This is a genomic window from Marinobacter salicampi (assembly GCF_011074795.1).
Taxonomy (GTDB): Bacteria; Pseudomonadota; Gammaproteobacteria; order Pseudomonadales; family Oleiphilaceae; genus Marinobacter; species Marinobacter salicampi.
Genome location: NZ_JAAMPF010000018.1, coordinates 194033 through 217159, shown reverse-complemented (window position 1 = coordinate 217159; position 23127 = coordinate 194033). Strand labels below are relative to the sequence as shown.

Sequence of the window (23127 nt, the reverse complement as noted above, 5' to 3'; positions counted from 1 at the left end):
ACCGTGGCTATTATTCGGCATAGCGACCGGGCCGGAAGGCATCAAGATTCATGGCCGGCACTTCGCCATCCATAACCTGTGCGATCAGCCTGGCGCTACCGGTAGACAGGGTCCAGCCAAAGGTGCCGTGGCCGGTATTAAGGTACAGGTTCTGTCGGGGCCCGCGTCCGATAATCGGCGGGCCATCGGGCGTCATCGGACGAAACCCGGTCCAGCTGGTGGCATTGCTCAGGTCTGCGGCACCGGGGAAACGCGACGCCACTGACTTGCGGATGGTTTCCAGCCGGCGTTCCGGTATATCCCGGTTAAAGTCATCCAGCTCGACAAAACCGGTGGCCCTCAAGCGGTTGCCCAGGCGCGTGGCGACCACCTTGAAGTTATCATCATGTACGGTGGAGACCGGCGCCAGTTGTGGATCAAGCAGGGGTGCGGTCAGCGAGTAGCCTTTGACCGGGTAGATGGGCAGGCGTAAGCCGAGGCCTGACAGCAGAGCCGGCGAGGCGCAGCCGCCGCAAAGCACGAAGGCATCCGCCGAGAGCTGTGCGTTATCGCCTTGCCCCGACCTCAATTCAACGCCCTGAACCTGGTGGCCATCAGCCAGGAACCGGACCAGTTCGGTGTCGAAGCGAAACGCCACGCCCCGGGCTTCACAAGCCCGGGCCAGGGCCTGGGTAAACAGCTGGCAATCACCGGTGCCGTCGGTGTCGTAACTGATGGCGCCATGAAGGGGGCCTGCTCCGGTCATGCCGGGCTCAGCTTCGCGGACCTGGTCTACACTTAAAAGGCGACAAGGAACGCCCATCTCCTGCAGCAGGTCGTAGGTGGCGCGATAGTCGGCCATGGCCTGGGCCGTACTGGCCAGTTGCAAGAGGCCGTCGTGCTCACCGTCAAACGCCAGGGACAGTTCATTTTCCAGCGCCAGGAATGTTTCCCTGCTGTGCATGGCCAGGCGCAGCATAGCGCGACGGTTAAGGCCATAGAGGCCGGGGGCGTAGGCGAACCTCAGGGTTTCAAACATGAACCGCAGGGCACTGAACGAAGGTGGCATACCCATTTTCAGGGCGCCGTCAGGCTTTATCAGCATGGGCAAGGCCTTGCCGACCATGGCCGCAGAGGCCCAGGGATAAACCACGCCGTAGGACCGCTGGCCGGCATTGCCCCGGCTGGTTTCCAGGGCCGCATCCGGCAACCGCTCCACCACGGTCACCTGATGACCACGCTTCTGCAGGGCCCAGGCTGTGGTAACGCCCACCACCCCGGCCCCGATAACCACTGTGTGCATGCCGGCCTCCTGTATCTGTCATCCGCCCCCGCTACCTGTGCCGAAGGCCCTGGCGTGTTAAACTCCCCACACGTTCACCATTAAAGACCAAGGTTCTATGGGCAGCAAAAGACGGGAAATACCAGTATTCGACCATCCCATTATTGAAACCCACTGTCACTTGGACTATCTCAAGGATCGCCCTCTGGCCGAAACCCTGGCAGAGGCCAGGCGAGTCAATATCGAGCGTATCATTACCATTGCCGTATCACCGGAGAATCTGTCCCGGGTTCGTGACCTCACGACAATTGCCGACTTTGTCTACGGCACCCAGGGCGTGCATCCCCACGATGCGGAGAGCTATACCGACGAGGCCGAGGCCGAGATAAAAGCCCACGTCAGTGGTGAAAAAATGGTCGCCGTGGGGGAGATTGGACTCGATTACTTCTACGACAATGCCGACCGGGCCGTGCAACGGGATGTATTCCGGCGTCAGTTGCAGATTGCCTGTGATACCAACCGCCCGGTGGTTATTCACAGCCGGGAAGCGGATGACGACACCATTGCCATACTCGCGGAATTCGAGCACAGCTTGACCCGTCGCGGGGTTATCCACAGCTTTACCTCCGGCCCTGGGCTGGCACGCTACGCCATCGACCAGGGTTGGTGCCTGGGCTTTAACGGCATAGCCACCTTCAACAAGGCCGAGAATGTCCGGGATATCATTCGCATGACACCCATCGAGCAGCTTCTGCTGGAGACCGACTCGCCCTTTCTGACGCCGGTGCCTTACCGCGGTCGCGAGAACGCTCCTTTCTATATTCCGTTTGTGGCGGAAAAAATTGCCGATGTTAAATCCTTGGCCGTGGAGGATGTGATTGTGGCCACCTACCGCAACAGTCTTCGTACGTTTTTTCCCGCTTCGGTCAGCCCGGATTGAGCCAGTCCCGGGCCACTCCTGGCATGCACCGAGCACTTTGAAGGACCCACAATCGAGATAAGTAGCATCCTGCCTGTTTCTTTTTTCCGCTCTTTACTGCTTTGTACTCGCCGCTGGAAAACAATGCGCAGCCCTGTTATCAGCCGCCCGCCTCACGGTCTGGGCCCAGATAGTGCTTATCCTGAAGCTCAAGCTGTTCTCGTAATTAAATGTCGTAGAAGCATTTTCGAAGAAGCAATTTGCGTTATGTGTACCTTTGTGTTACGAATTTTTTAGGAGTAGCATTAGAGACCCTTCTAAGCAGGATGGTTATGGGTCTCGGCAGCGCTTTGCGTCAACTTCGAAAATCAAAAGGCATCACTCTGGCAGAGTTGGCAGACGGTGCCGGTTCGCATGTGGGCAACCTGTCGCGGATAGAACGGGGCGCCGCAAAACCGAGCCTGAACCTGCTCTATCGTCTGGCGGAATCCCTCGATTTCAGTCTCGCGGAAATCTTTTCGGCAGCGGACCAACGGGCCCATGACGACAAGCAGGTCATTCTGAATTCGCTGTTTATTGCGCTTTACGATGAAGACCGGGAGCTTCTGGTGGACTTTGCCAAGCTGCTCCAGGAACGTGCCAGCCGCGATATGTCCGACATAATGGTGGAACACCAGTCCATGCCTGCGGACGAGGACGAGGACGAGGACGAGGCAAAGGACAAAGGACAAAGGACAAAGGACAAAGGACAAAGGACAAAGGACGCCAGCAGAGCCGAAGATACAATAGGACAGGCTGAAACAAAATAACCTGTTTATTCTTGCTGCATTTTTTAACACTAAATATGCCTGAAAAGCACAGAAAGCCTTTTCCCTAATCTCCAGCCAGCCACCTCTGACCATTTCGGGCCTTGCGCCTTTTCTGACCTGTCCTGACCAGCCCTCAGGGAGCAAAAGACAGGAACAGCCCCATCAGTACCGGTGAAATAAACGAAAGTATAAAGCCGGAAGCAATAGCCACGGGCACGCATACAAGGCCGCCGCTGCTACGGATCACGGGCAGGGTAAAGTCCATGGCTGTGGCCCCGCCATAACCGATGGCAAGTGCCGGTCGGCGCCCAATGACCAGTGGTATGATCGCCAGCGCAATGATTTCGCGCATCACGTCATTGAGAAAGGCCACCCCACCCCAAGCCGGTCCCAACGCCTCGCCAACAACAATCCCGGACAGCGAATACCAGCCAAAGCCCGACACCAAAGCCATGCCCTGGTACCACGGGATCCCCAGTAACGGAATAACCAGCAAGCCGGCCAGCAGTGAGCTGACAGAAAGACTCATCGCCACACCCAGCCCTTGCCGGTTCATCAGAAGCCTGCGCAGGGAGAGACCCGCATTCCTCAACTGAAGGCCGATCAGGAAAAGCAGTAGCATCAGCGCGCCGGTGGCGACGTCCTCTACCAGCGGCAGGTCCGGTAGCAGGTAATAACCAGCCAGCAGCCCGGCCATAACCGCAACCATTGGCTTTAAAGCGGACAGAAAAAGTCGGCGATAACCGGGAGAGGACGATCGATCGGAGCGGTCTGGAGCCATCGGTTGCCAGCGGTGCCACAGCCATAAACCGGCCATATTGGCAAAGAAAAGCACGAGAACCAGAACGACTACGTGGCGGGCCATGGTACCAAGCTGGCTCCAGAGCCCATCCATCTGGCCCAACCCAATGCCCAGTAGGATCAGTATGAAATAGACCAGCGCTTCAACACTGTAGTGAATAAGGCTCATCAGTGCGGGCCTGGACAGAGCGATGGCGAATCCCACAAACAGGGGCACCAGAATCAACAGAGCGTCGATCAGCATAGGGCTATGAAACTCGGGACTAATGCAGTTTAAAGGTGACTACCGGAATCAGGGCTGGCGCCTCAGCTTATGGGCTCATGCTGGTCCGGATCAAAGCGATAATCGCCTTCGTTGGCGTCGCGGTCTTCACGGATCGTGCGGGCAAGGCGCTGGGCCGCGACGGTCCAGACCGGGTGGGCTTCCGGCTGGGCCTCGTAGCTTTCGCCCAAAAGAGAGCCGGCGACGCCTCGCAGCGCGGCCTCCGCCTGGGAGGCACTGCGGAATGGCCCCTGGCAACGGTGCCGTTCTGGCTGATGGTCGTCGGGGCCACTCATGGCCACAAGAGCCCATATTCCACCACCGACATTTTTAATGTGGAGCTCGATCCTGCGCTCTCGCCGTGTCAGAACCAGCGCACGCAATGGGCCTCGGCCGTGAAAATAATGCAGTTTCATGGGATTGTGTTCGCTACGCTATTAATGCAAGGCACCATCATTCCTGTCCTGGACGAGAACCCATGGCGCGATGACCACGGCCCAGAGTTCGGTGTTTTTTTCGTACCAGGCCCGGGCTATTTCCGGCTCCACCTCGCCCACCTGTCCGGCCCCGAGCCACTGCTCGAACTGAGCCTTGTTGTCCGCCGTCAGCTGCACTGCAACATCAAGCAGATCCAGTTCCGGCGACACCCGGACCACGTGTCCGCGGGCATAGTAAGTCTGGAGATCATGCCAGCCAATCTGGGAGGTCTCCAGGTTCAGTTTTTCTTTCAGATCATCTGCTTGATGCGGGGCAGACATGGGCGTCTCGGCTCTGGTTTCAAATTCGGTTCAACTCTGGTGACCTGTCCGGCTTCGGATATGGCCCCGTCACGGATCCTTTCCACACTGGCAAAAGCCCCGGGCTAGCCTTCGCGCCGGTCACATGGACATGGGCACCCCCCCTCAGTTAGAGGGTCAGCGTGGCACGAATTCGGCCGTGCGACAAGACCAACACGGCCGAAAGCCCGGGGCCGCAGACTGGTTAGGCCGCAGCGATCATTTGTCGTAGAACGTAGTGCAGAATGCCTCCGTGTTCGAAGTAGGTTGCCTCGTTTGCGGTATCGATACGCGAGACCAGCTGGCAGGTCTCGGTCTTACCGTCGGGATAGGTCACCGTCATTTCCAGCTCGGCTCCAGGCTTCACCTCCCCCGATAAACCACTGATGCTGATGGTCTCCTCGCCCGTGAGCTCCAGGCTTTTGCGATCCGTGCCCTGGGGGAACTGCAGGGGCATCACACCCATACCAATGAGGTTGGAGCGGTGTATCCGTTCATAGGACTCGGCAATAACCGCTTTAACGCCCAGCAGGCGCGTCCCCTTGGCCGCCCAGTCCCGAGATGACCCGGTGCCATATTCGGCGCCGGCGATGACCACCAGCGGCGTGTCTTTCTCTGCGTACTTCATGGCAGCATCGTAGATGGGCATTTCTTCGTCATTGGGCACAAACCGTGTGAAACCACCCTCGACGCCGTCCAACATTTCATTCTTGATGCGCACATTGGCAAATGTGCCCCGCATCATCACCTCATGGTTGCCCCGGCGGGAACCGTAGGAATTAAAGTCCTTAGGCTCGACGCCATGGTCCTGCAGATACTTGCCCGCGGGGCTGTCGGCCTTGATGGAGCCGGCCGGCGAAATGTGATCGGTGGTGACGGAATCCCCCAGTATGGCGAGAATATGGGCGTTTTCGATGTCCTCGACCTTCTCCGGTTCCGGACCAATACCCTCGAAGAATGGCGGATGTTGGATATAGGTGGACTTGTCCGACCAGTCGTAGACCTTGCTGTCCGGCACATCCAACGACTTCCAGGTGTCGTCACCCTCGAATACACCTGCGTACTCGCTTTCGAACATGCTGGTCTTGACCTTCTGAACCGCCTCGGCAATTTCCTCCTGGGACGGCCAGATGTCCTTCAGGTAGACCGGATTGCCGTCGCTGTCCTCACCCAGAGGCTCCTTGCTGAGATCCAGCCGGACGTTGCCGGCCAGCGCGTAGGCCACCACCAGAGGCGGAGATGCCAGCCAGTTGGTCTTGACCAGGGGATGAATGCGGCCCTCGAAGTTGCGGTTACCGGAAAGCACCGCTGCTACCGTAATGCCACCCTTCTCCACCGCCTCTTCGATGGCTTCGGGCAGCGGCCCGGAATTACCGATACAGGTGGTACAGCCGTAGCCCACCAGGTTGAAGCCCAGTTTATCCAGATCCTCCTGGAAGCCGCCGGCCTTGAAATACTCGGTCACCACCTTCGAACCGGGGGCCAGCGAGGTCTTGACCCAGGGCTTGGTCATCAGGCCTTTCTCAAGCGCTTTCCGTGCCAGCAGGCCCGCCGCCATCATGACGCTGGGATTGGACGTGTTGGTGCAGGATGTGATTGCCGCAATGACGACTGCACCCGGGTCCAACCTGAGCTTCTCCCCTTCCATTTCGAACGACTGGCTGGTGTGGTGCTCATAGCTGTTGTCGACACCAACCGCGGTCTGTCCGCCTTCGCCCTGCCAGCGTTCGTTGTCCGGGGCGCTTTTACCGTTATCGCTCTGCTGCATGATCAGTTCGAACGTGGACTTCATGTCACTAAGGGCAACCCGGTCCTGGGGACGCTTGGGGCCGGCGAGGCTGGCTTCCACCTCAGCCATGTCGAGCTGCAGGTTATCGCTATAGACCGGCTCATGGCCGGGTTCACGCCACAGGCCCTGGGCTTTGGCGTAGGCCTCCACCAGGGCGATCTGGTCCTGGTCGCGCCCGGTAAGCTCCATGTACTTGAGGGTCTGGTCATCGACCGGGAAGAAGGTACAGGTGGCCCCGAATTCCGGAGACATGTTGGAAATGGTGGCCCGATCCGCCACCGGCATGTCGTCGAGACCGTCGCCGTAGAACTCCACGAACTTGCCGACCACGCCTTTCTTGCGCAGCATTTCGGTAACGGTGAGCACCAGGTCGGTGGCGGTGATGCCTTCACGCAGCTTGCCGCTGACCTTGAAACCGATGACTTCGGGAATCAGCATGGAGACCGGCTGGCCAAGCATCGCTGCCTCCGCCTCAATGCCGCCAACGCCCCAGCCCAGGATGCCCAGGCCGTTGATCATGGTGGTGTGGGAGTCGGTTCCCACCAGGGTATCGGGAAACGCAAATGTCTTGCCGCCCAGCTCCTTGGTCCAGACCGTTTTACCCAGGTACTCCAGATTGACCTGATGACAGATGCCGGTACCCGGGGGTACCACCCGGAAGTTGTCAAAGGCCTGCTGACCCCAGCGCAGGAACTCGTAACGCTCCTTGTTGCGCTCCATCTCGATAACGACGTTATCCTTGAACGCGGACGGGTCGCCGAATCGGTCCACCATCACCGAATGGTCGATCACCAGGTCGACCGCCGACAGCGGCTTGATCAGGGCGGGATCTTTGCCCGCCTTGGCCATGGCGTCCCGCATCGCCGCCAGATCGACCACCGCCGGCACGCCGGTAAAGTCCTGCATCAGCACCCGGGCAGGCCGGTACTGGATCTCGGCATCGGAATGGCGATTCTTGACCCACTCGGCCATGGACTCGAGATGGGACTGGTCAACAGTGTCATTGTCTTCGTGGCGCAGCAGGTTCTCCAGCAGCACCTTGAGGGAAAAAGGAAGGGTATCGACGCCGCTTAACGAACGCGCGGCTTCAGGCAAACTGTAGTAGTGAAAGGTCTTTCCTTTGACGTCCAGGCTGCTCAGAGTCTTGAAGCTGTCCTGGCTCGGGTTGGTTTCGTTCGACATGTTGGTCTCCTTCAACGTGTTCTTGGGGACTCCCAAAGCCGCTCTGTATCCGACCGATTCACTCTGGTACGAAGCTGGTCACAACGACTTGGTCCTGGCCAACTCAGGTTGAGCGAGAGAAATCCGACTGTGAAACATCTATTAACTATTGCAGCTATTAAAAGGACTTCAACCACTGCTGCGGTTATCTCCTTTATTCACCCGGTGAATGCCTGCCAGAAAGCACGGCCTGGGTACCCGGACGCAGCTTTTAGCCATTAGTCCCATGCTTTTAGCGATTAGTACCATAGTGTCACATCTGTTTCGCCCGGGGGAAAGAATCGCACCTGGGTCAGGTTTGCAGCTCGCCGTAGAGTTGGGCGTATAGTCCCTCCCTGGCGATCAGATCGTCATGGCGACCTTCCTCAATAATTCGGCCATCTTCGAACACACAGGCCCGGTCTGCCTGTTTAACCGCGCTCAGGCGATGGGCGATGATGAGTGTCGTACGTTGCCTCAGAAAGCCCTCAAGGGCCTGGTGCAGCTTTGATTCGGTTTCGGCGTCCAGGGCCGAGGTGGCCTCGTCCAGTATAACCAGGGCCGGGTCGGACAATACCATGCGCGCGATGGCCAGGCGCTGGCGCTGGCCGCCGGAAAGCCTCACCCCCTGACGGCCCACCAGGGTGTCCAGCTGATCAGGCATGGCGCGCACTGTCGCGTCCATCTGGGCAATCCCCAGCGCCTCCCATAGCTCGTTGTCGGACTGGTCACGGCCCAGGGTCAGATTCTGCCGGATGCTGTCATTGAACAGTGCCGGATGCTGCAGCACGGTTGCGATATGCTCCCGCAGGCGGGGCAGGCCAATGCGCTGAACCGGTACATCATCAACCAGCACTTCCCCCCGGTCAGGGGTATACATGCCCAGAATGATCTGAACCAGGGTGGACTTGCCGCCGCCACTGGCGCCTACCACGGCCACTTTCTCCCCCTTGCCCAGGTGCAGATTAATGCCGCGCAGCACCGCTTCTTCGCCGTAACCGAAGTGGATGTCTTTCAACGTCAGGCTGACCGTGTGCTGGCCCTTGAAGGGATTCTGCAGGGCCGGGTAGCGGGGCTCCTCCTTCAGGGTCAGTAACCGGTTTATGCGGGCAAGGGCCGCATTGGCGGCATAAAAGGCATACTGCATATTGAGCATTTCCTGCACGGGCGTCAGCATGAACCAGAGATAGCCGAAAATGGCGAACATCATGCCGATGCTCAGGTCGCTCAACAGCACGGCTACCATGGCGGCGGCGCGGAAAGCGTCAACCCCGAACTGGAACAGCGCAAAGCTGGCCCGGCTGGCGGCGTCGCTTCGCCACTGGAACTGGACCGCATGGTCCCGTACCTTGCGGGCCTTGCCAATCAGTTGCCTCAGATAAAGCTCTTCCCTATTGGCAGCCCGCAATTGATGCATAGCATCAAGGGTTTCTGTCAGTGCGCCCTGGAAGACCTCGTAGGCGCTGTTCTCCCGCCGCTTGAGCTCTTTGACCTGCTTGCCGATCAGCATGGTTACAAAGATCACCAGGGGATTGAACAGCAGGATCAGCAAAGCGAGTTGCCAGTGCACCCACAGCAGAATGACGGCGGTACCCAGCACGGTCAGGCTGGCCACCAGGAATCGGCTGATGGTGGTGCCCAGGAACTGGTCTATGGTGTCCAGGTCGGTGATGAAATGGCTGCTTACCGAGCCGGACCCCATGGTTTCATATTCCGACATGGACACGCGCTGCAGCCGTCCCAGCAGCCGCGACCGCATACGGAAGACCACATCCTTGGAGATTTTGGAAAACTCCCGGGATTGCGCCACATTGAATCCGAGCGCGGTCAACCGCATCAGAAACGCCGCCAGCACCATCACGGCAATATAGGCGACGGGCTGGTGCCAGGCCTCAGGCAGAAAAGTCTGCATGACCGGCAAAACCGGGCCTTCGTCCTCCAACAGCACCTCATCCACCAGCACAGGCAGCAGCAGCGGTACCGGAACGCTGGCCAGGGTGGCAAAGATGGCGAGAATGTTGGCGCGCACCAGCCTGGGACGATGCTTGAACGCCAGCCTGGCGATTGAACGCCATGTGTAAGTCCGTTCACCAACCTGTGGTTCTTTGACAGCAGACACCTGCTCCCCGGCGTAGTCTTCCAATGCTCCTCCTGACTGGGTGCCCGCAACTGGGACGATTCCACGGGACGGGACTGAACATACGACCCCATTCGGACAATAGCCTACTGTCTATGATAACTCACCCGGTGACTGGCCCACAGGCCCGGCATCTGCGATCATGACAGGATGTTAATCGTATTATCGGATCGGGCCCGCCTTTGAAACACGACTGTCATTACCATCCCGGTGAGCCCGCCAAGTGGCACTGTGGCGAGTGCCTGACCCACTATTGCCCGAGCTGCATGCCGGACGCCGCCCCCCGCAGACAGCATGGACTCTGTCCGCATTGTGGCCGAAACATGCGCTATCTTGGCGCCGCAACCGAGGTGGTGCCTTTCTGGAACCGGCTATCCGCCTTTTTCCGCTATCCGTTTCATGTTGATCCCCTGATGGTGATCGCCATCTGTACCTTTGTGCCCATGCTCCTGAGCGCCAACCTGATTGGCGTGCTGGTCACGGTTCTGCTGGTGCTCGCGCTGTTCAAGTACACCTACGCGGTGATCCGTCATACCGCCGATGGCCATATGAAGCCGCCGCCGCTGGCCACGGCGTTCAGCGGCGATGGCTTTGGCATCGTCATTCTGCAGCTGGTGGTGTTCGTCCTGATGGGAGGCCTGGTATTCTCCGCCGGGCTTGTGGGTGGTCCTTACCTGGCGCTACTGGTGCTGGCCTTTGCAGTGCTGGCGCTGCCGGCCAGCATCATGGTACTGGCCATGGAGCACTCGGTGATGGCCGCGGTCAATCCAATGAACCTGGCAGTGCTTATCTCCCGTATCGGCTGGCCCTATTTCCTGCTGTACGGCTACGTCATCCTACTCACCCTGGCGTCCGGTGCAGCCCAGGAATTTGCCCTCAACCATTTCGCGCCCTGGCTGGCCCAGCCACTCGCCGGTTTCCTCAACAGTACCTTTACTCTGATCCTGTTCCATATGCTGGGCTACCTGCTGTTCCAGTACCAGGAAGAGCTAGGTTTCGCCAGCGACCTGCAGGATGCGGACGAGCAGGACTCGGGCCACCAGCGCGACCGCAGCGGGCGCTTCGACGCCGACCTGGACATGAACCTGAAAGACGGCAATTACGACCGCGTGCTGTCAATGCTCAAGGACAGCCTCAAGCGGGACCCCCACAACAGCCACCGGATCAGCCAGCTATACCTGCTGCTCAAGGCGCGGCACGATACCGCCGAGCTCTGCCGTTTCCACCCGCGCCTGCTGTCCTGGCTGGCAAGCCGTAACGACAGTGACGGCATCAAGGAGTTGCTCCGGATTCTTGAGCAGGCTGAGCCAGGCTTTCGCCTTGATGATCCGGAGCTATCCCTGGCCTGTGCCCAGCCGCTGTATCGCCAGGGTGAATACAAGGCCGTGCTGCGCCTGCTACAGGATTTCCACAAGCGCTTCCCGGACTGCGAACAGCTTGCGCCAGCCTACCTGCTGGTAGCCCAGGCCCTCGCCAACGGGCTAGGACTCTGGGACAAAGCCACAGCGTTTCTCAGCTTCATCGAGAAGAAATGCCCACAGCATCCCCTGCATGGCCAGATCGCCGCCTATAAGGAACAGGCCAGCCGGAGGGAGCCCCTGAAAGGCCCCAGGGCCACCTTCGCAGTTGACGGCTGAGTCATACCGCCGGCAGAAGCTGGCGGTAGTGGCGGGCCTTGGGGGTCATCTGGCGTTTCTCGAACTCCTCCGCAAGCAAACGACACGCCTCCCCCACCAGAAGCTGGTCACCGGTTCCACGCAAACGCTCGAAGGCTTTCTCCGCGTTCTTCAGGTCGTCGTGCCGGAGACAGGCGAACAGAACCCGATTATGATCCTCCGCTGCCAGCGGTTTATTGCCTGAACCTTTCGACAGGTATTCCTGCCAGACTTCCACCATGCGTTCGGGCTGACGCCTGCTCAGGGACTGGTTCATCAGGGCCAGGGTGCGGTCGCGGTATTCCTGCGTCTCTGGCCGTAACTTGGCCAGCTGGTACAGGTGCTCCAGCAGAATGACGCGTTCGGGGTGACGCTCCCACAGGGCTTCAAACTGGTGCTTTGCCAGGGCGAACTCCATGCGCCCCAGGCTACCCATGGCCTGGGCGTAAGCACTGGTAAAACGCTCATCCTGTTCGTCCTGCTCAGGCTCGAAGAAGGCTTCCCTGACCTGAAACCAGCTCTTGCCCAGCATCAGAACCAGTGCCGCACCGGCCACAAGACCGCCGGCATGAGCCATATAGGCGATGCCAGTGGCGCCGGCAAACCAGTAGTCGTAGAGTTCCTTGCCCAGCCACACCGGCAGCAAAGCCAGCGCCGGGGCACGGAAATAGTTGAAATAGACCCCGAAAAAGTAGAAAAAGCGTATTTTCCTGGCCCCGTAGATGGCCACGTACATACCCATCAGACCGGAAATGGAACCAGACGCACCGACCAGAGGCACCTGGCTGCCCTTTGAAAAGGCGGTATAGACGAGTCCTGACAGGGCGCCACAGAGCAGATAAGCCAGCAGGTAGCGGGCCGGCCCCATGGCCTTCTCGACGGTGAAGCCCAGCAGGAACAGGAACACCAGGTTACCGATAAGGTGCCCCAGGCCACCATGCAGAAACTGGTAGGTGATCAGCGCGTACAGGTTCAGCTCGCCCGGTATCAGCCCGAGCTGGTTGGCGCTGAGCTTGTCGATCAGTTCGTTCTGGATCGGAGGCCGCGCTGCCTGCCAGCGAGCCTGTTCCTGGGGTGCCCACACCAGCCCCTTGTTGTCCTGCAGGTAGTGGTAGAATTCCCGGTCAGACAACATGATTGCTGCCTGCCAGAGCTGGCTGCCTTCGTTGACCGCGTCCCGGAATGCCTGGAGCTCATGAATGCGGTCGGTGTCGCCTTTGACATTGACCTCGCGCTGCAGATAGGTCTCGTAAACCGGCGCCTCCAGGGTCACAAGCCCGGCGTCCAGGTAACGCTCAATGGCCGTGGCCTGCAGGCGTGGGTCTGCTCCCTGGTAGAACAGGAACACCAGCAGACAGGTTGCCATAAGACCCAGGGTCATCCAGGGCGGACGCTTCCAGTCGATGGTATTTTCCGCGGGGATGATCAGCATGGGCAGTCACAATTGGTCATAATTCGTCGTCTCCGATCTGCTTTTTACCACAGCATCGCCCGCTTTTCGCGCTGAAATACACCCTGACAGCCACAAACCTGAGGCCCGGCGAGGCGGGGCCTCAATCAAGTCAGGAGAAAGACCATGTCACACCCCTACCCAGCCCTCCCGGGGCCCCTGTCATCCATCGGTAACAAGGGTCCTGTTCAATCCCTACGGTCCATGCGCGTGTTAGTCTGTGGCGGGCTCATGGCCAGCCTGCTGGCCGGCTGCGCGGCCACCGGTGATAACGCCGAGGTTAGCTCCAATGGCAGAGCCTCAGCACCAGACGTCATCAAGGCAGACACTATCGACCAATCGCCAATTGTGGTAACAGACAATTCTGACAATAGTCCTGCCAAACAAAAAAGCAGCCCGATCAATGAAACCAAGGAAGAACACATGACTGTACTAGTACTGGACAACCCGGAACTGATGGCGCGCGCTGCAACCCTGGACACCGGATTTGCCAGACCCATACCCACGCTCGAGCATAGCCCCCGAAAGCCCCACCGCATGCGGTTTCACTATAATTTCAACAGCCACCGGCTAACCGAAGAGGATGAGCAGACCCTGCGCCAGCACGCAGCCTACCTGAAAGCTCATCCCGAGCTCCGGGTGCATGTCCACGGTCACACGGACACCTTCGGCAATGACGAATACAACACCTTCCTGGCGCGCCTGAGAGCCAGCTCGGCAGCCAAGCTGCTTGTTTCTGAGGGCATAGCCGAATCACGCATCCAGACCACTGGCTGGGGCAGCGCCAGGCCTCTCACCAATCCCGCTGACCATGCCGCCAATCGTCGTCTTGAACTGGAGTACGACTCCGCCCAGATGGCGAAAGCACAGTAGATAGCCCGAACCGGGCTATAGGTTCCAGGCAGGGATTCGCACAAAAAAGCCACCCGGCAGGGGTGGCTTTTTTTAGTGGCGCCAGGTCTAAAAATTCACTTGGTACACGTTCCATATCAGCAACAATGCCATCACCAGAATTGCCAGCCAGGTGAGCAGTATGCCCACCAGTCGTGCCCGGTGGGGCCCACCGTGGCCCTTGGCCATGCCCCAGGCGTGGAGCAGGCGTCCCACTACGAAGGTCATGCCCACCCAGTAAACATGGCCGGCACTGACCCCGTTGAGTTCGCCTATGGCCATCAGGATCAGCGCCAGCGGCGCATATTCCATGAGATTGCCGTGAGCCCGCACGGCGGACTCAAAGTCCCGGTCTTCGTTGTGGCCCATCCCCCGTTTGTACTTCAGGCGAAAGGTCGACACCCGGTAGGCGAGAAATAGCGCAAACAAAGCGACAACACTGGCGAAAATCGCCGACATCGGAATAATCATTCAGCAGGCCTTCTTACTTTTTGATGGCACCCACAATGGCCAGCAGCAATATCGCGCCCACTGTGGCCGTGACCAGTTCTCCTACTGCGCCCTGGGATGCCAGGCCGAGCAGACGAAAGACGAAGCCGCCGATCACCGAGCCGACAATACCTATGCCGACATTGGCGAGCACCCCAAAACCCCGGCCCTTCATGATAAGACCCGCGAGCCAGCCGGCAACGCCGCCGATAATCAGAAACAGTATCAGGTTCATTAAGTCCCTCCAGGTTGGGTGATTTCGGATTGGTTACGAGCGTCCGCCATGGACGGCGACCTTGAGACTGCCCTGTTTTCAGCAACCCTGCAAGAACCGGAGCGGGGCAGTTTAGTGGGCCATGCCATTGATAGCCCTCTGCATCTCGCCATGGCACCGGGCAATCAGTTCGGGAATGTCAGCGTTGGTCAGACCACGGGTTTCAACAGGCGGCAGGATTTGCACGGATACCGGTTTCCTGCGACCGAGGAAGCCGGTTGTAGAGGTATCGTAGGGACTGGCGCAGATCATGGTGATGGGAACGCCGGAGGCGATGGCGGCATAGAATGCGCCTTTCTTGAAACTCTGCAGGCCCCGGCCACGGCTCCGGGTGCCCTCGGGAAAGACCCATACGCTCTTGCGATCAACGGTAATGGCGTCGCTGGTGGCCTGCATCACCGCAACCGCCTTGTGGGAGCGAGCCCGGTTGATCATGACGTTGCCCCCGAGCCAGAACACCTGGCCGAAAAAAGGCACCCAGGCCAGGGCGGCCTTGCCCACTGTTACCGTGCGGGGCGGCAGCAGATCGGCGAATACGAACAGGTCGTCGTTGTACTGGTGGTTTGCGATTAGCACCGTGGGGCGGTCGTGGTAGAGATTTTCAGCCCCGATCAGGGGACGCTTCATGCCCATCACCGCCCGTCCCGTTCGGGCCATGATCCAGCCCAAGGTCCGGTTGTTGTCCGGGTTGAACGGTCGCGCCAGGCACAGGCCCAGCCCCACCAGGCAAATAATGGGCACCAGCGCCCAAGCCAGCAACATGCGCAACAGCCCCATCACCACACCCCGCCTCTGGAAAATCTGGCGCACAAGTGTACGCTAAAATCCGGCGTCGGCAATACCTCCGCCGGAGGCCAGGTTCAAGGGTAAAGGAGGCCGAACACGGGCTTCAACCAGGTAGCGTAACGGACCGTCACTGGCAAGGCTGTCAAATGGAAAGCAGGTAACCAGCAAGAGGCTATCCGGCGCCATGGCGTCCAGTTCGATGCCTTCCTCCCGGCTGTCCGCAATGCGGATACGAGTCACCTCATAGTCTGTCCAGCTGCCCGCCTGATCCTGAAGACGCAGCAGGTTGCCGGCCTTCAGGTGTTCAAGGGCATCGAAATGGGTGTCCCGATGACCGGCAATAATAATTGGCCCCTCCCGGGTTGCGCCCGCCAGTCTGCCCGGCCCGAACGCCAGACTCTCGCCGTGAACACCTTCCAACACGATCAGCGGCTCTGTGCCGGGACCCAGATCCAGTCGCGCCACCGGCCAGGTATCCGCCCAGGGCCAGGGTCTGGCCGGCTGTTGCCTGGCCTGGGTTTCAGCCCAGGCCAGGGTCAGCAGCTCCTGGGCCAGCATGGCCTTCAGGGGAATCCAGGCACCGACAACGAACACGGCACCGAACAGCAGGCTCAAGGTCAGCAGGCAGCGGCTCATGTTCTAGTCCTCCTGCGAACCAGAGCCAGCAATCCGCACAGCAGGCCTCCGAGTGCGCCGGTCATCATAAGGGCCGGCGCACCCGTTGCGGTCTGGGGATAACGCAGCATGGCCGGTGCACTGCCCTTGGGCAGGAGGGTCGGAACCGGCTCAGCATCAAGCGGCTCGTCTGCCTCCCGTCTGGGCGTTTTGTCGACCGCGACAAAGCTTGTGTAGGGCGTCACCAACTGATACTTCAGACCCAGTTCGGTCACCTGATCTTCCGTACGGGTGCCTGAAGGGCTTTCCCCCGCGGCTTTTGTGACAACGGAGCGGTCCAGCAGACCATTGATTTTCTGCCGCGCCCAGTAACGATGGAGACCCTGCCCCGGCGCGGCACTGGTCAGATCCAGGCTCTGCTGCCAGTTCTGGCCTCCGGCCAGGCGGCCCGACATGACCAGCTTTCCCTCGGCAGCCTGACCCCGGACGACCTGGATCAGGGGTTCTCCCAGAAACAGATCGCCCGGTCGTTGCGGTAACGCCTCCGACTGGATGTCATCGGGCCAGGCCACGCTCAGATCGGTGAGTACCGGGGCCTGCATTTTACCGAAGAGATCCTCCAGGGGTTTGGCCATAGTGGTCAGATCTGTGATGGCGGTATAGGTGCCCCGGCCGAACCGGGCGGCCTCCCGCATGAAATGGAGATTCGGCGCCGCCCCTATTCCCACGGTGAACAGACGGCTTTCACCCAGTTCCTGCTCGATCTGCTGAAACAGGGCCGCCTCGTTACCAACAGCACCGTCCGTGATAAACACCACCTGGCGGACCCGGCCAGAGCGCTCCTTGCCGGCGGCCAGGGCCCTCGCCAGCGCCGGGGCCATTTCTGTGCCGCCGTCTGCGGTCAACCCGCGGACATAGGCCTGGGCCTGGTTCAGGTTAGGGGCTGAAGCCGGGTGCGCTGAGGGGAAAAGGCTGCGGGCGCTGTGACTGAACTGGATAATGTTGAACGTGTCGTCTGGCCCCAGGGTGTCGAGCCCTCGCATCAGCGCAGCCTGGGCCTGGCGGATGGACTCGCCGGCCATGGAGCCGGAGGTATCAATGACGAACACAAGCTCCCGCGCCAGACGCCCGCCCCTTTCAACTCCCGGCACCAGCAGGGCCAGCAGATAGTCCTCCCCCTGCCAGCGCTCATGGAAGACTGCTGCAGAGGGCGCTTCACCTCGTACCGGCAGCCACCGGACAATCATGTCCCGATTCATGGGCACCGCGCCCTCAGTTGGCGTCACCCTTACGGTGTCGCCATCCCAGGTACTCTGGAGGCTGTGGCTGGGGCTCAGCACCGAGGCGATGGGCAACCCGGTATAGAGTTCAAGGCTGATACTGGCCTGGTGGCTACCCGGGGGAAGATCGTCAGGCAGCACGGTGAACGGGCTGATGGCATCAGCGTCCGCCACTTGCGTGGTGGGCATGGCCCAGCCCTGACGCCAGTTGTCAGGGGCGTCGGCTACCTGAGGCGCGCCGGGCATGTAACGGGGGGTCAGGGTTGTCGGCAGGCGCAACTCGAACTCGCCGGACTGGTAGCGCACCGCCTGCTGGTAACGGATCTCCACGGTAATCTCTTCGCCCGGCGGTATATTGGCCAGGCGGGTGGTGAACAGATTGGGACGTTCCTGGGCTACGGTTGCGGCCTGACGACTCTCTGCCTTTGCAGTCTCGTACTGGGTTGCCGCTTCCTGGCGGGTCTGGATTTCACCCTCGATCACTCGCTCACCGGCCCGCATTTTCAGGCTGTAGACACTGGCCTGTTCCGGCAGGGGGAACACGTAAATGGCCTCGCGCCAGTTCTGCCCGGCATTGCTGAAGCTCTGTCGCAGGCGGGTTTCCGCAATCAGCCCACTGACGGTAACCTGGTAGTCAGCACTGAGCAGAGTTGCCTGCTCGCCACGGCTGCCAGGTTCCCCGAAATAGAGCGCGCCGGCGGTCTCCTCGCCCCTTTCGGTGGCTTCCGCATACACCGGGTGCAGAGACAGGAACAGCGCAACCAGAAGCCACAGACTGACCCCTTCCAGCAATTTCCTGAGTTTCACCGGCGTCGGTTGTGCCCTGGACACTGTTCGTGTTCGCGAGATAGACGTACCGGTATCACGGCTAACAGAAGTGAAGAACATGGAACAGGCTCCGGCAGTTGATTGGGTATGGGAGCCATTTAAAACAAGTGATGGGTCTGTCCGGTGGCACAAAGGGGCAAAGCGCCGGCAGAAAATGATGAATTATGGCAAACCTCTCCCGGTGCCTTGTGCTCTGTCGCCAGCGTGGTTAAATAAGCCGGACGTTCAGCACCGGGTAAGGCTATGAAACGGCACATTGCACTGATCGAAGATGAACCTGCGATTCGGGAAAACTACCGGGCGGCCTTTGAGCGGCGTGGCTACCGGGTATCAGTCTATGGCGAGCGGGCAACGGCCTACGCCGCCCTGAGAACCGGTCTGCCGGACCTGGCGATCATTGACGTTGGCCTCGGCGACGAAATGGACGGCGGCTTTGACCTGTGCCAGGACCTGCGCAAACTGTCCCCCACCCTGCCCATGATTTTCCTGACCGCCCGGGACAGCGACGCCGATTCCGTGCTCGGCCTGAGGCTGGGGGCGGATGACTACGTCACCAAGGACATGAGTCTCGATCACCTGTTCGCCCGTATTACGGCGTTGCTCCGACGCGCGGACGCCTGGGCTGAATCCAGCCGGCAGGCCGACGAAGTTCTGCAGCGGGGCCGCTTGCACTTGAACGTAGACCGCATGACGGCGGAGTGGGATGGCCGTCCGGTTGACCTGACCGTGACCGAGTTCTGGATGCTGCACGCCCTGGTTCACCACCCCGGCCATGTCAAAAGCCGAACCCAGTTGATGGAGGCCGCCAGCACCGTCCTCGACGACAACACCGTGACTTCACATATCAAGCGCATCCGACGCAAGTTCCAGCAGAACGATCCGGAGTTTGACGGCGTTCAGACGGCCTATGGCTTCGGCTATCGCTGGAATGCCCATGAAAGCTGACCCATCACCTTTGCCGAGCCCAAAGAAATCGTGAGCCGGTTCCGATGACGCTCAAACGCCAGTTGCTGATTGCCAGCCTGCTGATGTTGCTGATCCCCTGGGCGGGGCTGCAGTTTGTGCTGGAGCTGGACCAGGCTCTGAGAGCGCAGGCGGCCCAGCAGTTGCAAAGCCAGGCCAGCCGTATGCAGACAGGCGCCCGGAAGCACTTGCCGGACACAGATCAACGCCCGGCGATTTATGCCACCACCGTGGAACGGCAACTCAATCTCGACGGTTACGGCGACGACTGGCCCGGTTACGATGAGGAAGACGCCGAAACAGTGCCTTCAGGGCAGCCGGCCGACTGGCAGATAGCGGTAAACGGGGATCATCTATACCTGCTGCTGCGGGTCGCCAACCCGAACCCCCGCTACTTCGACCCGGGCCAGCCGAACAGGGCCCATGAACATCTCCGGATTTACTGGCGAGACGGTGGCGAACTGAAGGAGCGCCATATCCAGACCCCTGCCCCCGGACCGGTGGTGGGCTGGCGGCCGGGACGGCAACCAGCCGCCGACTACCAGGTGCGGGGCTACTGGCAGGCCACCGGCCGGGGCTATCAGCTCGAGCTCCGGTTACCCCGTCCCGGGGCAGATCAGGCGTTCGGATTCATGCTGCACCGGCCGGACCCGGTTACGGGTGATACCCGCGCGGTCACGGGTACCGGGTCACCACCCGAGCTACCAAGGCTGGTGACGCGATCGGCTGCTCTTGAGGACACCCTGGCCTCGGCCATCCTGCCGGGACAACAGGTCCTGGTGCTGGATACACAGGGCTGGGTACTGGCACAAGAAGCCCTGTCGGCCCCGGATAGCCAGCCAGATTTCGAGTCGCTCGGGGCGATGGACATCATCGAGCAGATCAGTCTGAATATCCTGCGAGCACTGGTACGCCATTTTCAGCCCGATCCCATTGCTTTACCGGAGAATTTTGACCGCCTCGACCCGAGCCAGCTTCCAGAACAGGGAATCGTGCGCCATGGCACGGAAACACCGCAACTGATGGTTCACCGGGCCCTGGACGATGGCCGCCACCTGGTCCTGGAACAATCCCTGAGCCAGCTGGTGGCCCTGTCCGGGGACGCCCTGGGCTCGGTGATCGCCCGCAGCACGCTGCTTATCCTTGCCCTGATGCTCGCGCTGCTCGGCTATGCCAGCTGGCTGTCCTGGCGCATTACGCGCCTGCAACAGGCGGTTCGGGGAAGCATCGACACGGATGGCCGAGTGATCGGCCCCATGCCGGCCAGCGCAGCCCGGGATGAGCTCGGGGATCTGTCCCGGCAATTCAGCCAGATGATCGACAATCTCCAGGGTTACACCCGCTATCTGGAAAGTTTTTCACGGCGACTGTCCCATGAACTCAAGACCCCGGTCGCCGTCATGCGCTCCTCCCTCGATAATCTTGCCCAGGAGGACAGTCGCGAAAATCAGGATGCCTATCTGCAACGGGCACAGCAGGCAACGGACCGGCTGAGCCAGATTCTCCAGGGCATGAGTGAAGCGGCAAGACTGGAGCAGAGCTTCGACCATGCCGAGAAAGAGGCCTTCGACATGGCGGTCGTGGTTTCCCAGGCTACCGCTGCCTACCAGGCACTGTCTCCGGATCATCGTATTCTCTACCGGGGACCGGACGCCGGGGCTGCCGCCTATGGTTCCCCGGAGCTGCTGGTGCAGTTGCTGGACAAGCTGGTCGACAACGCCCGGGATTTCACGCCGCCGGGCGGCCTTATTGAGGTCGCGGTGACACCCGGACCGGGGGGCAACGAACTTTCGGTATTCAACGAGGGCTCCAGCCTGCCCGCCCACCTCACCAGCGAGATATTCAGTCCCTTCGTGTCGCTACGCGACCGCGCGGATCAGGGCCACCTTGGCCAGGGACTGTTGATCGTCAGGCTGATTGCCGAATACCATCAGGGCAGCGTGCAGGCTGACAACGCCGACAGCCCCCGTGGGCCACAGTCAGGCAGAGGTGTCATTTTCCGGATCTGGCTTCCGCTGCCGTAGGGGTCGGGACCACTTCATACTGGCGGTAGAACTGTTGCGCCGTGCGGCCGTTTCTGACACCGCGTGCCAGGGCGAAAGCGATTGCCTGCTTATGCAGTTGCCGCCGGTCAGCCACGTCGGGGAAGAGGGCATCAATGGCCTCAAGATAGAGGTCCTGCGAAAAGCTGTAGAACGACAGCTGCAGACCAAACCGGTCTGCCAGGGACACCTGCTCTTCAATGGCCTCGGCCGGGTGCAGTTCGCCCCCGCTCATGGTGCTTTTGAGGTTATCCGCCATGAACTCGGGCATCAGATGGCGCCGGTTGGACGTTGCGTACACGCGCACATTTTCGGGGGGCAACTCCAGGGAGCCTTCCAGCACGCTTTTAAGCGCCTTGTAGGAGGACTCGCCGGCCTCAAAGGAAAGGTCATCGCAATAAATTACGAACCAGAAGGGCTGCTCGCTGATCTCATCCACAATCTCGGGCAGGTTCACCAGGTCGTCTTTGTCCACCTCGATCATTCGCAGCCCATCGCTGGCATAGCGATTCAGCAAGGCCTTGATCAGGGAGGATTTGCCGGTTCCGCGGGCGCCCCAGAGCAGGGCATTGTTGGCGGGCCGGCCTTTCAGGAAGCGCTCGGTGTTACGGGCCAGGGCTTGTTGCTGACGCTCAATGCCCTGCAGGTCCTGCCACTGGACCGGATCCAGGCGGCGAATCGGCCGCAATCCTGCCCGGTGCCGGCGCCAGGCCGCGGCGGAAGTTGTGGTCCAGTCAATCGTTACCGGTGTCCTCATCGCTGTCATCTGCCGAGGTCTTTGAAAGTTGCTGGAACAGGCTAGCCTGAAACGCCTTATCAAGAAAATAGAAATGGCCCTGGCCGGGCAGGCGCTCCAGGGTTGCCCAGGGCAGGTGGCGAGCCAGATGTTGGCCAAATCCCTCCGGCGTGAAGGGGTCGTCTGTGCCCTGGTATATCGCGACCGGCACCCTGACGTCCGCCAGGCTGAAGCCCCAGCCCGACAGTTCGTTGGCCAGATCCTGGGCGATGGCCCGGCCATGACTGTGCAGGCACACCAGCTGGTCGCGATGGAACAGACGCCAGTGCCCGGGGTCCTGCAACAGGGCCCGGTCGGCCGGGCTGGTAAGTTTGCGGACCTGGGTCATGTAGGCCCCTGACCGCATTCGTGCCAGCCTTGCCATACAGGCTACCGCGAATCGGAACACCGGCATACCGAAGGCCAGGACCGCCGGGCCCGGCCAGCCGGTAGTCAGGAACCAGCGACCAGCGGTCGGGTACTCCTCAAGATGGGTATAACTGGACAGCAACACCACCCGCTCTACCTGCCCGGGTAAGGCGAAGGCACAGGCCAGGCTTCGGGAGCCACCGCTTGACCAGCCCATGGCGATGAATTTCCGGAGGTCCAGCTGATCGGTCAGCACAGCGACATCAGAGGCATAGTCCAGCAGGGTGCGGCGTTTCTGTCGGGTGGAAAATCCGATACCCGGACGGTCCACAGCAATAATCCGGAAGCCCGCAGCGAGGCCCTGTTCATGGAAGAAACCTGCTTCCATCCGGGAGCCGGGCATGCCGTGACTGAAGATAACCGGCCTACCCTCGGGGTCGCCGCAGTCTGCGTAGGCAAGCCGGCGACCATCCGGCAGATCCAGATAACAGTTATAGCGGCACTGGGCAGCTTTTTCGTGGCTGTTACCGGAAGCTCTTTCAGGAGATTGGGGGCTGGTCGTTCCTTCGATACGCACGTTCCTTGACTCCTGGCGGTCAGTTCCTGATTCAGTATAGCTTTAGCTCAGCCCGGTCCGCGTTTCGGTAGGGATTGAAATAATGTCCCTGGCCCGGACGTAGCCCCGGCAAAAAGGGTCTGCTAAGCTTCGCAGCTGCGACAGGAGGTCGCACGAGCCACAAGCGAAGGAGACGCAGG

The 23127-nt window shown here is 60.3% G+C and carries 20 protein-coding genes; 6 read left to right on the top strand and 14 right to left on the bottom strand.

All coding sequences use genetic code 11. The annotated features are described in order from the left end of the window. Window positions 1–10: 10 nt before the first annotated feature. A complete protein-coding gene (locus tag G7W63_RS10045; protein ID WP_166256926.1) occupies window positions 11–1282 on the bottom strand; it encodes a D-amino acid dehydrogenase in 1272 nt (423 codons plus the stop codon). A 97-nt stretch (window positions 1283–1379) separates the two neighbouring features. Here G7W63_RS10045 and G7W63_RS10040 point away from each other — a divergent pair, with 97 nt between their 5' ends. After that, on the top strand, window positions 1380–2201 hold the full coding sequence (locus tag G7W63_RS10040; protein WP_166256923.1) for a TatD family hydrolase: 822 nt from the start codon (window positions 1380–1382) through the stop codon (window positions 2199–2201). A 311-nt stretch (window positions 2202–2512) separates the two neighbouring features. Beyond that, window positions 2513–2989 carry a helix-turn-helix domain-containing protein gene (locus G7W63_RS10035; protein ID WP_166256920.1) on the top strand — a complete coding sequence of 159 codons (477 nt, stop codon included), beginning with the start codon at window positions 2513–2515 and terminating at the stop codon, window positions 2987–2989. Window positions 2990–3122: 133 nt separating this feature from the next. Here G7W63_RS10035 and G7W63_RS10030 read toward each other — a convergent pair whose 3' ends face one another. From G7W63_RS10030 to G7W63_RS10010, 5 genes are all read right to left on the bottom strand, one after another. Further along, the gene (locus tag G7W63_RS10030) at window positions 3123–4034 is read right to left on the bottom strand and encodes a LysO family transporter (RefSeq protein ID WP_166256917.1); all 912 of its coding nucleotides are present in this window, start codon (window positions 4032–4034) and stop codon (window positions 3123–3125) included. A gap of 62 nt (window positions 4035–4096) precedes the next feature. Then, entirely contained in the window at window positions 4097–4468 is a 372-nt protein-coding gene (locus tag G7W63_RS10025; RefSeq protein WP_166256914.1) for a PA4575 family protein, read from the bottom strand. Between the two features lie 21 nt (window positions 4469–4489). Then, window positions 4490–4810, bottom strand: coding sequence for a DUF2288 domain-containing protein (locus G7W63_RS10020; protein WP_166256911.1), 321 nt, complete (start codon window positions 4808–4810; stop codon window positions 4490–4492). Between the two features lie 223 nt (window positions 4811–5033). Further along, window positions 5034–7799: an aconitate hydratase AcnA gene (gene acnA, locus G7W63_RS10015; RefSeq protein ID WP_166256908.1), complete on the bottom strand. Its 2766-nt coding sequence runs from the start codon at window positions 7797–7799 to the stop codon at window positions 5034–5036. A 331-nt stretch (window positions 7800–8130) separates the two neighbouring features. Next, complete coding sequence (locus tag G7W63_RS10010; RefSeq protein WP_423202286.1) at window positions 8131–9960, bottom strand: ABC transporter ATP-binding protein; 1830 nt, start codon at window positions 9958–9960, stop codon at window positions 8131–8133. Between the two features lie 317 nt (window positions 9961–10277). Here G7W63_RS10010 and G7W63_RS10005 point away from each other — a divergent pair, with 317 nt between their 5' ends. Continuing rightward, entirely contained in the window at window positions 10278–11591 is a 1314-nt protein-coding gene (locus G7W63_RS10005; RefSeq protein WP_242634378.1) for a DUF4013 domain-containing protein, read from the top strand. A gap of 1 nt (window position 11592) precedes the next feature. On the opposite strand, the gene G7W63_RS10000 is transcribed toward G7W63_RS10005, so the two are convergent. Next, window positions 11593–13041, bottom strand: a complete 1449-nt coding sequence (locus G7W63_RS10000; protein WP_166256902.1) for a rhomboid family intramembrane serine protease — start codon at window positions 13039–13041, stop codon at window positions 11593–11595. A 144-nt stretch (window positions 13042–13185) separates the two neighbouring features. Here G7W63_RS10000 and G7W63_RS19975 point away from each other — a divergent pair, with 144 nt between their 5' ends. Next, window positions 13186–13932 carry an OmpA family protein gene (locus G7W63_RS19975; RefSeq protein ID WP_242634377.1) on the top strand — a complete coding sequence of 249 codons (747 nt, stop codon included), beginning with the start codon at window positions 13186–13188 and terminating at the stop codon, window positions 13930–13932. An 87-nt stretch (window positions 13933–14019) separates the two neighbouring features. On the opposite strand, the gene G7W63_RS09990 is transcribed toward G7W63_RS19975, so the two are convergent. The 5 genes from G7W63_RS09990 to G7W63_RS09970 form a co-directional block, all read right to left on the bottom strand. Next, entirely contained in the window at window positions 14020–14421 is a 402-nt protein-coding gene (locus G7W63_RS09990) for an MAPEG family protein (protein ID WP_166256899.1), read from the bottom strand. 13 nt (window positions 14422–14434) lie between these two features. Next, entirely contained in the window at window positions 14435–14674 is a 240-nt protein-coding gene (locus G7W63_RS09985) for a GlsB/YeaQ/YmgE family stress response membrane protein (RefSeq protein WP_166256896.1), read from the bottom strand. 111 nt (window positions 14675–14785) lie between these two features. Then, window positions 14786–15490, bottom strand: a complete 705-nt coding sequence (locus G7W63_RS09980) for a lysophospholipid acyltransferase family protein (protein WP_166258301.1) — start codon at window positions 15488–15490, stop codon at window positions 14786–14788. 42 nt (window positions 15491–15532) lie between these two features. Beyond that, complete coding sequence (locus G7W63_RS09975; protein WP_166256893.1) at window positions 15533–16135, bottom strand: class GN sortase; 603 nt, start codon at window positions 16133–16135, stop codon at window positions 15533–15535. Next, window positions 16132–18282: a marine proteobacterial sortase target protein gene (locus tag G7W63_RS09970; protein ID WP_166256890.1), complete on the bottom strand. Its 2151-nt coding sequence runs from the start codon at window positions 18280–18282 to the stop codon at window positions 16132–16134. Before G7W63_RS09970 ends, G7W63_RS09975 begins: the two co-directional genes overlap by 4 nt. A gap of 183 nt (window positions 18283–18465) precedes the next feature. Between G7W63_RS09970 and pdsR the strand changes: the two genes are divergently transcribed. Continuing rightward, window positions 18466–19167, top strand: coding sequence for a proteobacterial dedicated sortase system response regulator (gene pdsR, locus G7W63_RS09965; RefSeq protein ID WP_166256887.1), 702 nt, complete (start codon window positions 18466–18468; stop codon window positions 19165–19167). A 44-nt stretch (window positions 19168–19211) separates the two neighbouring features. Further along, window positions 19212–21209, top strand: coding sequence for an ATP-binding protein (locus tag G7W63_RS09960; protein ID WP_166256884.1), 1998 nt, complete (start codon window positions 19212–19214; stop codon window positions 21207–21209). Here the strand turns inward: G7W63_RS09960 and G7W63_RS09955 are convergent. Continuing rightward, window positions 21178–21984 (bottom strand): ATP-binding protein, encoded by an 807-nt coding sequence (locus G7W63_RS09955; protein WP_166258298.1) that lies wholly within the window; start codon window positions 21982–21984, stop codon window positions 21178–21180. The genes G7W63_RS09960 and G7W63_RS09955 overlap by 32 nt on opposite strands. Further along, window positions 21962–22948 carry an alpha/beta fold hydrolase gene (locus G7W63_RS09950; protein ID WP_166256881.1) on the bottom strand — a complete coding sequence of 329 codons (987 nt, stop codon included), beginning with the start codon at window positions 22946–22948 and terminating at the stop codon, window positions 21962–21964. The genes G7W63_RS09955 and G7W63_RS09950 overlap by 23 nt, the downstream gene beginning before the upstream one ends. Window positions 22949–23127: the final 179 nt, after the last annotated feature.

Excerpts from the sequence above, each read along its gene's own strand:
- G7W63_RS10030 (WP_166256917.1), bottom strand. The coding sequence starts at position 4,034 with ATGCTGATCGACGCTCTGTTGATTCTGGTGCCCCTGTTTGTGGGATTC.
- G7W63_RS09985 (WP_166256896.1), bottom strand. The coding sequence starts at position 14,674 with ATGAACCTGATACTGTTTCTGATTATCGGCGGCGTTGCCGGCTGGCTC.
- G7W63_RS10025 (WP_166256914.1), bottom strand. The coding sequence starts at position 4,468 with ATGAAACTGCATTATTTTCACGGCCGAGGCCCATTGCGTGCGCTGGTT.
- G7W63_RS10045 (WP_166256926.1), bottom strand. The coding sequence starts at position 1,282 with ATGCACACAGTGGTTATCGGGGCCGGGGTGGTGGGCGTTACCACAGCC.
- G7W63_RS09955 (WP_166258298.1), bottom strand. The coding sequence starts at position 21,984 with ATGAGGACACCGGTAACGATTGACTGGACCACAACTTCCGCCGCGGCC.
- G7W63_RS19975 (WP_242634377.1), top strand. The coding sequence starts at position 13,186 with ATGTCACACCCCTACCCAGCCCTCCCGGGGCCCCTGTCATCCATCGGT.
- G7W63_RS10005 (WP_242634378.1), top strand. The coding sequence starts at position 10,278 with ATGCGCTATCTTGGCGCCGCAACCGAGGTGGTGCCTTTCTGGAACCGG.
- G7W63_RS09975 (WP_166256893.1), bottom strand. The coding sequence starts at position 16,135 with ATGAGCCGCTGCCTGCTGACCTTGAGCCTGCTGTTCGGTGCCGTGTTC.
- G7W63_RS09980 (WP_166258301.1), bottom strand. The coding sequence starts at position 15,490 with ATGGGGCTGTTGCGCATGTTGCTGGCTTGGGCGCTGGTGCCCATTATT.
- G7W63_RS10000 (WP_166256902.1), bottom strand. The coding sequence starts at position 13,041 with ATGCTGATCATCCCCGCGGAAAATACCATCGACTGGAAGCGTCCGCCC.
- G7W63_RS09960 (WP_166256884.1), top strand. The coding sequence starts at position 19,212 with ATGACGCTCAAACGCCAGTTGCTGATTGCCAGCCTGCTGATGTTGCTG.
- G7W63_RS09990 (WP_166256899.1), bottom strand. The coding sequence starts at position 14,421 with ATGATTATTCCGATGTCGGCGATTTTCGCCAGTGTTGTCGCTTTGTTT.
- G7W63_RS10035 (WP_166256920.1), top strand. The coding sequence starts at position 2,513 with ATGGGTCTCGGCAGCGCTTTGCGTCAACTTCGAAAATCAAAAGGCATC.
- G7W63_RS09970 (WP_166256890.1), bottom strand. The coding sequence starts at position 18,282 with ATGTTCTTCACTTCTGTTAGCCGTGATACCGGTACGTCTATCTCGCGA.
- G7W63_RS10040 (WP_166256923.1), top strand. The coding sequence starts at position 1,380 with ATGGGCAGCAAAAGACGGGAAATACCAGTATTCGACCATCCCATTATT.
- pdsR (WP_166256887.1), top strand. The coding sequence starts at position 18,466 with ATGAAACGGCACATTGCACTGATCGAAGATGAACCTGCGATTCGGGAA.
- acnA (WP_166256908.1), bottom strand. The coding sequence starts at position 7,799 with ATGTCGAACGAAACCAACCCGAGCCAGGACAGCTTCAAGACTCTGAGC.
- G7W63_RS10020 (WP_166256911.1), bottom strand. The coding sequence starts at position 4,810 with ATGTCTGCCCCGCATCAAGCAGATGATCTGAAAGAAAAACTGAACCTG.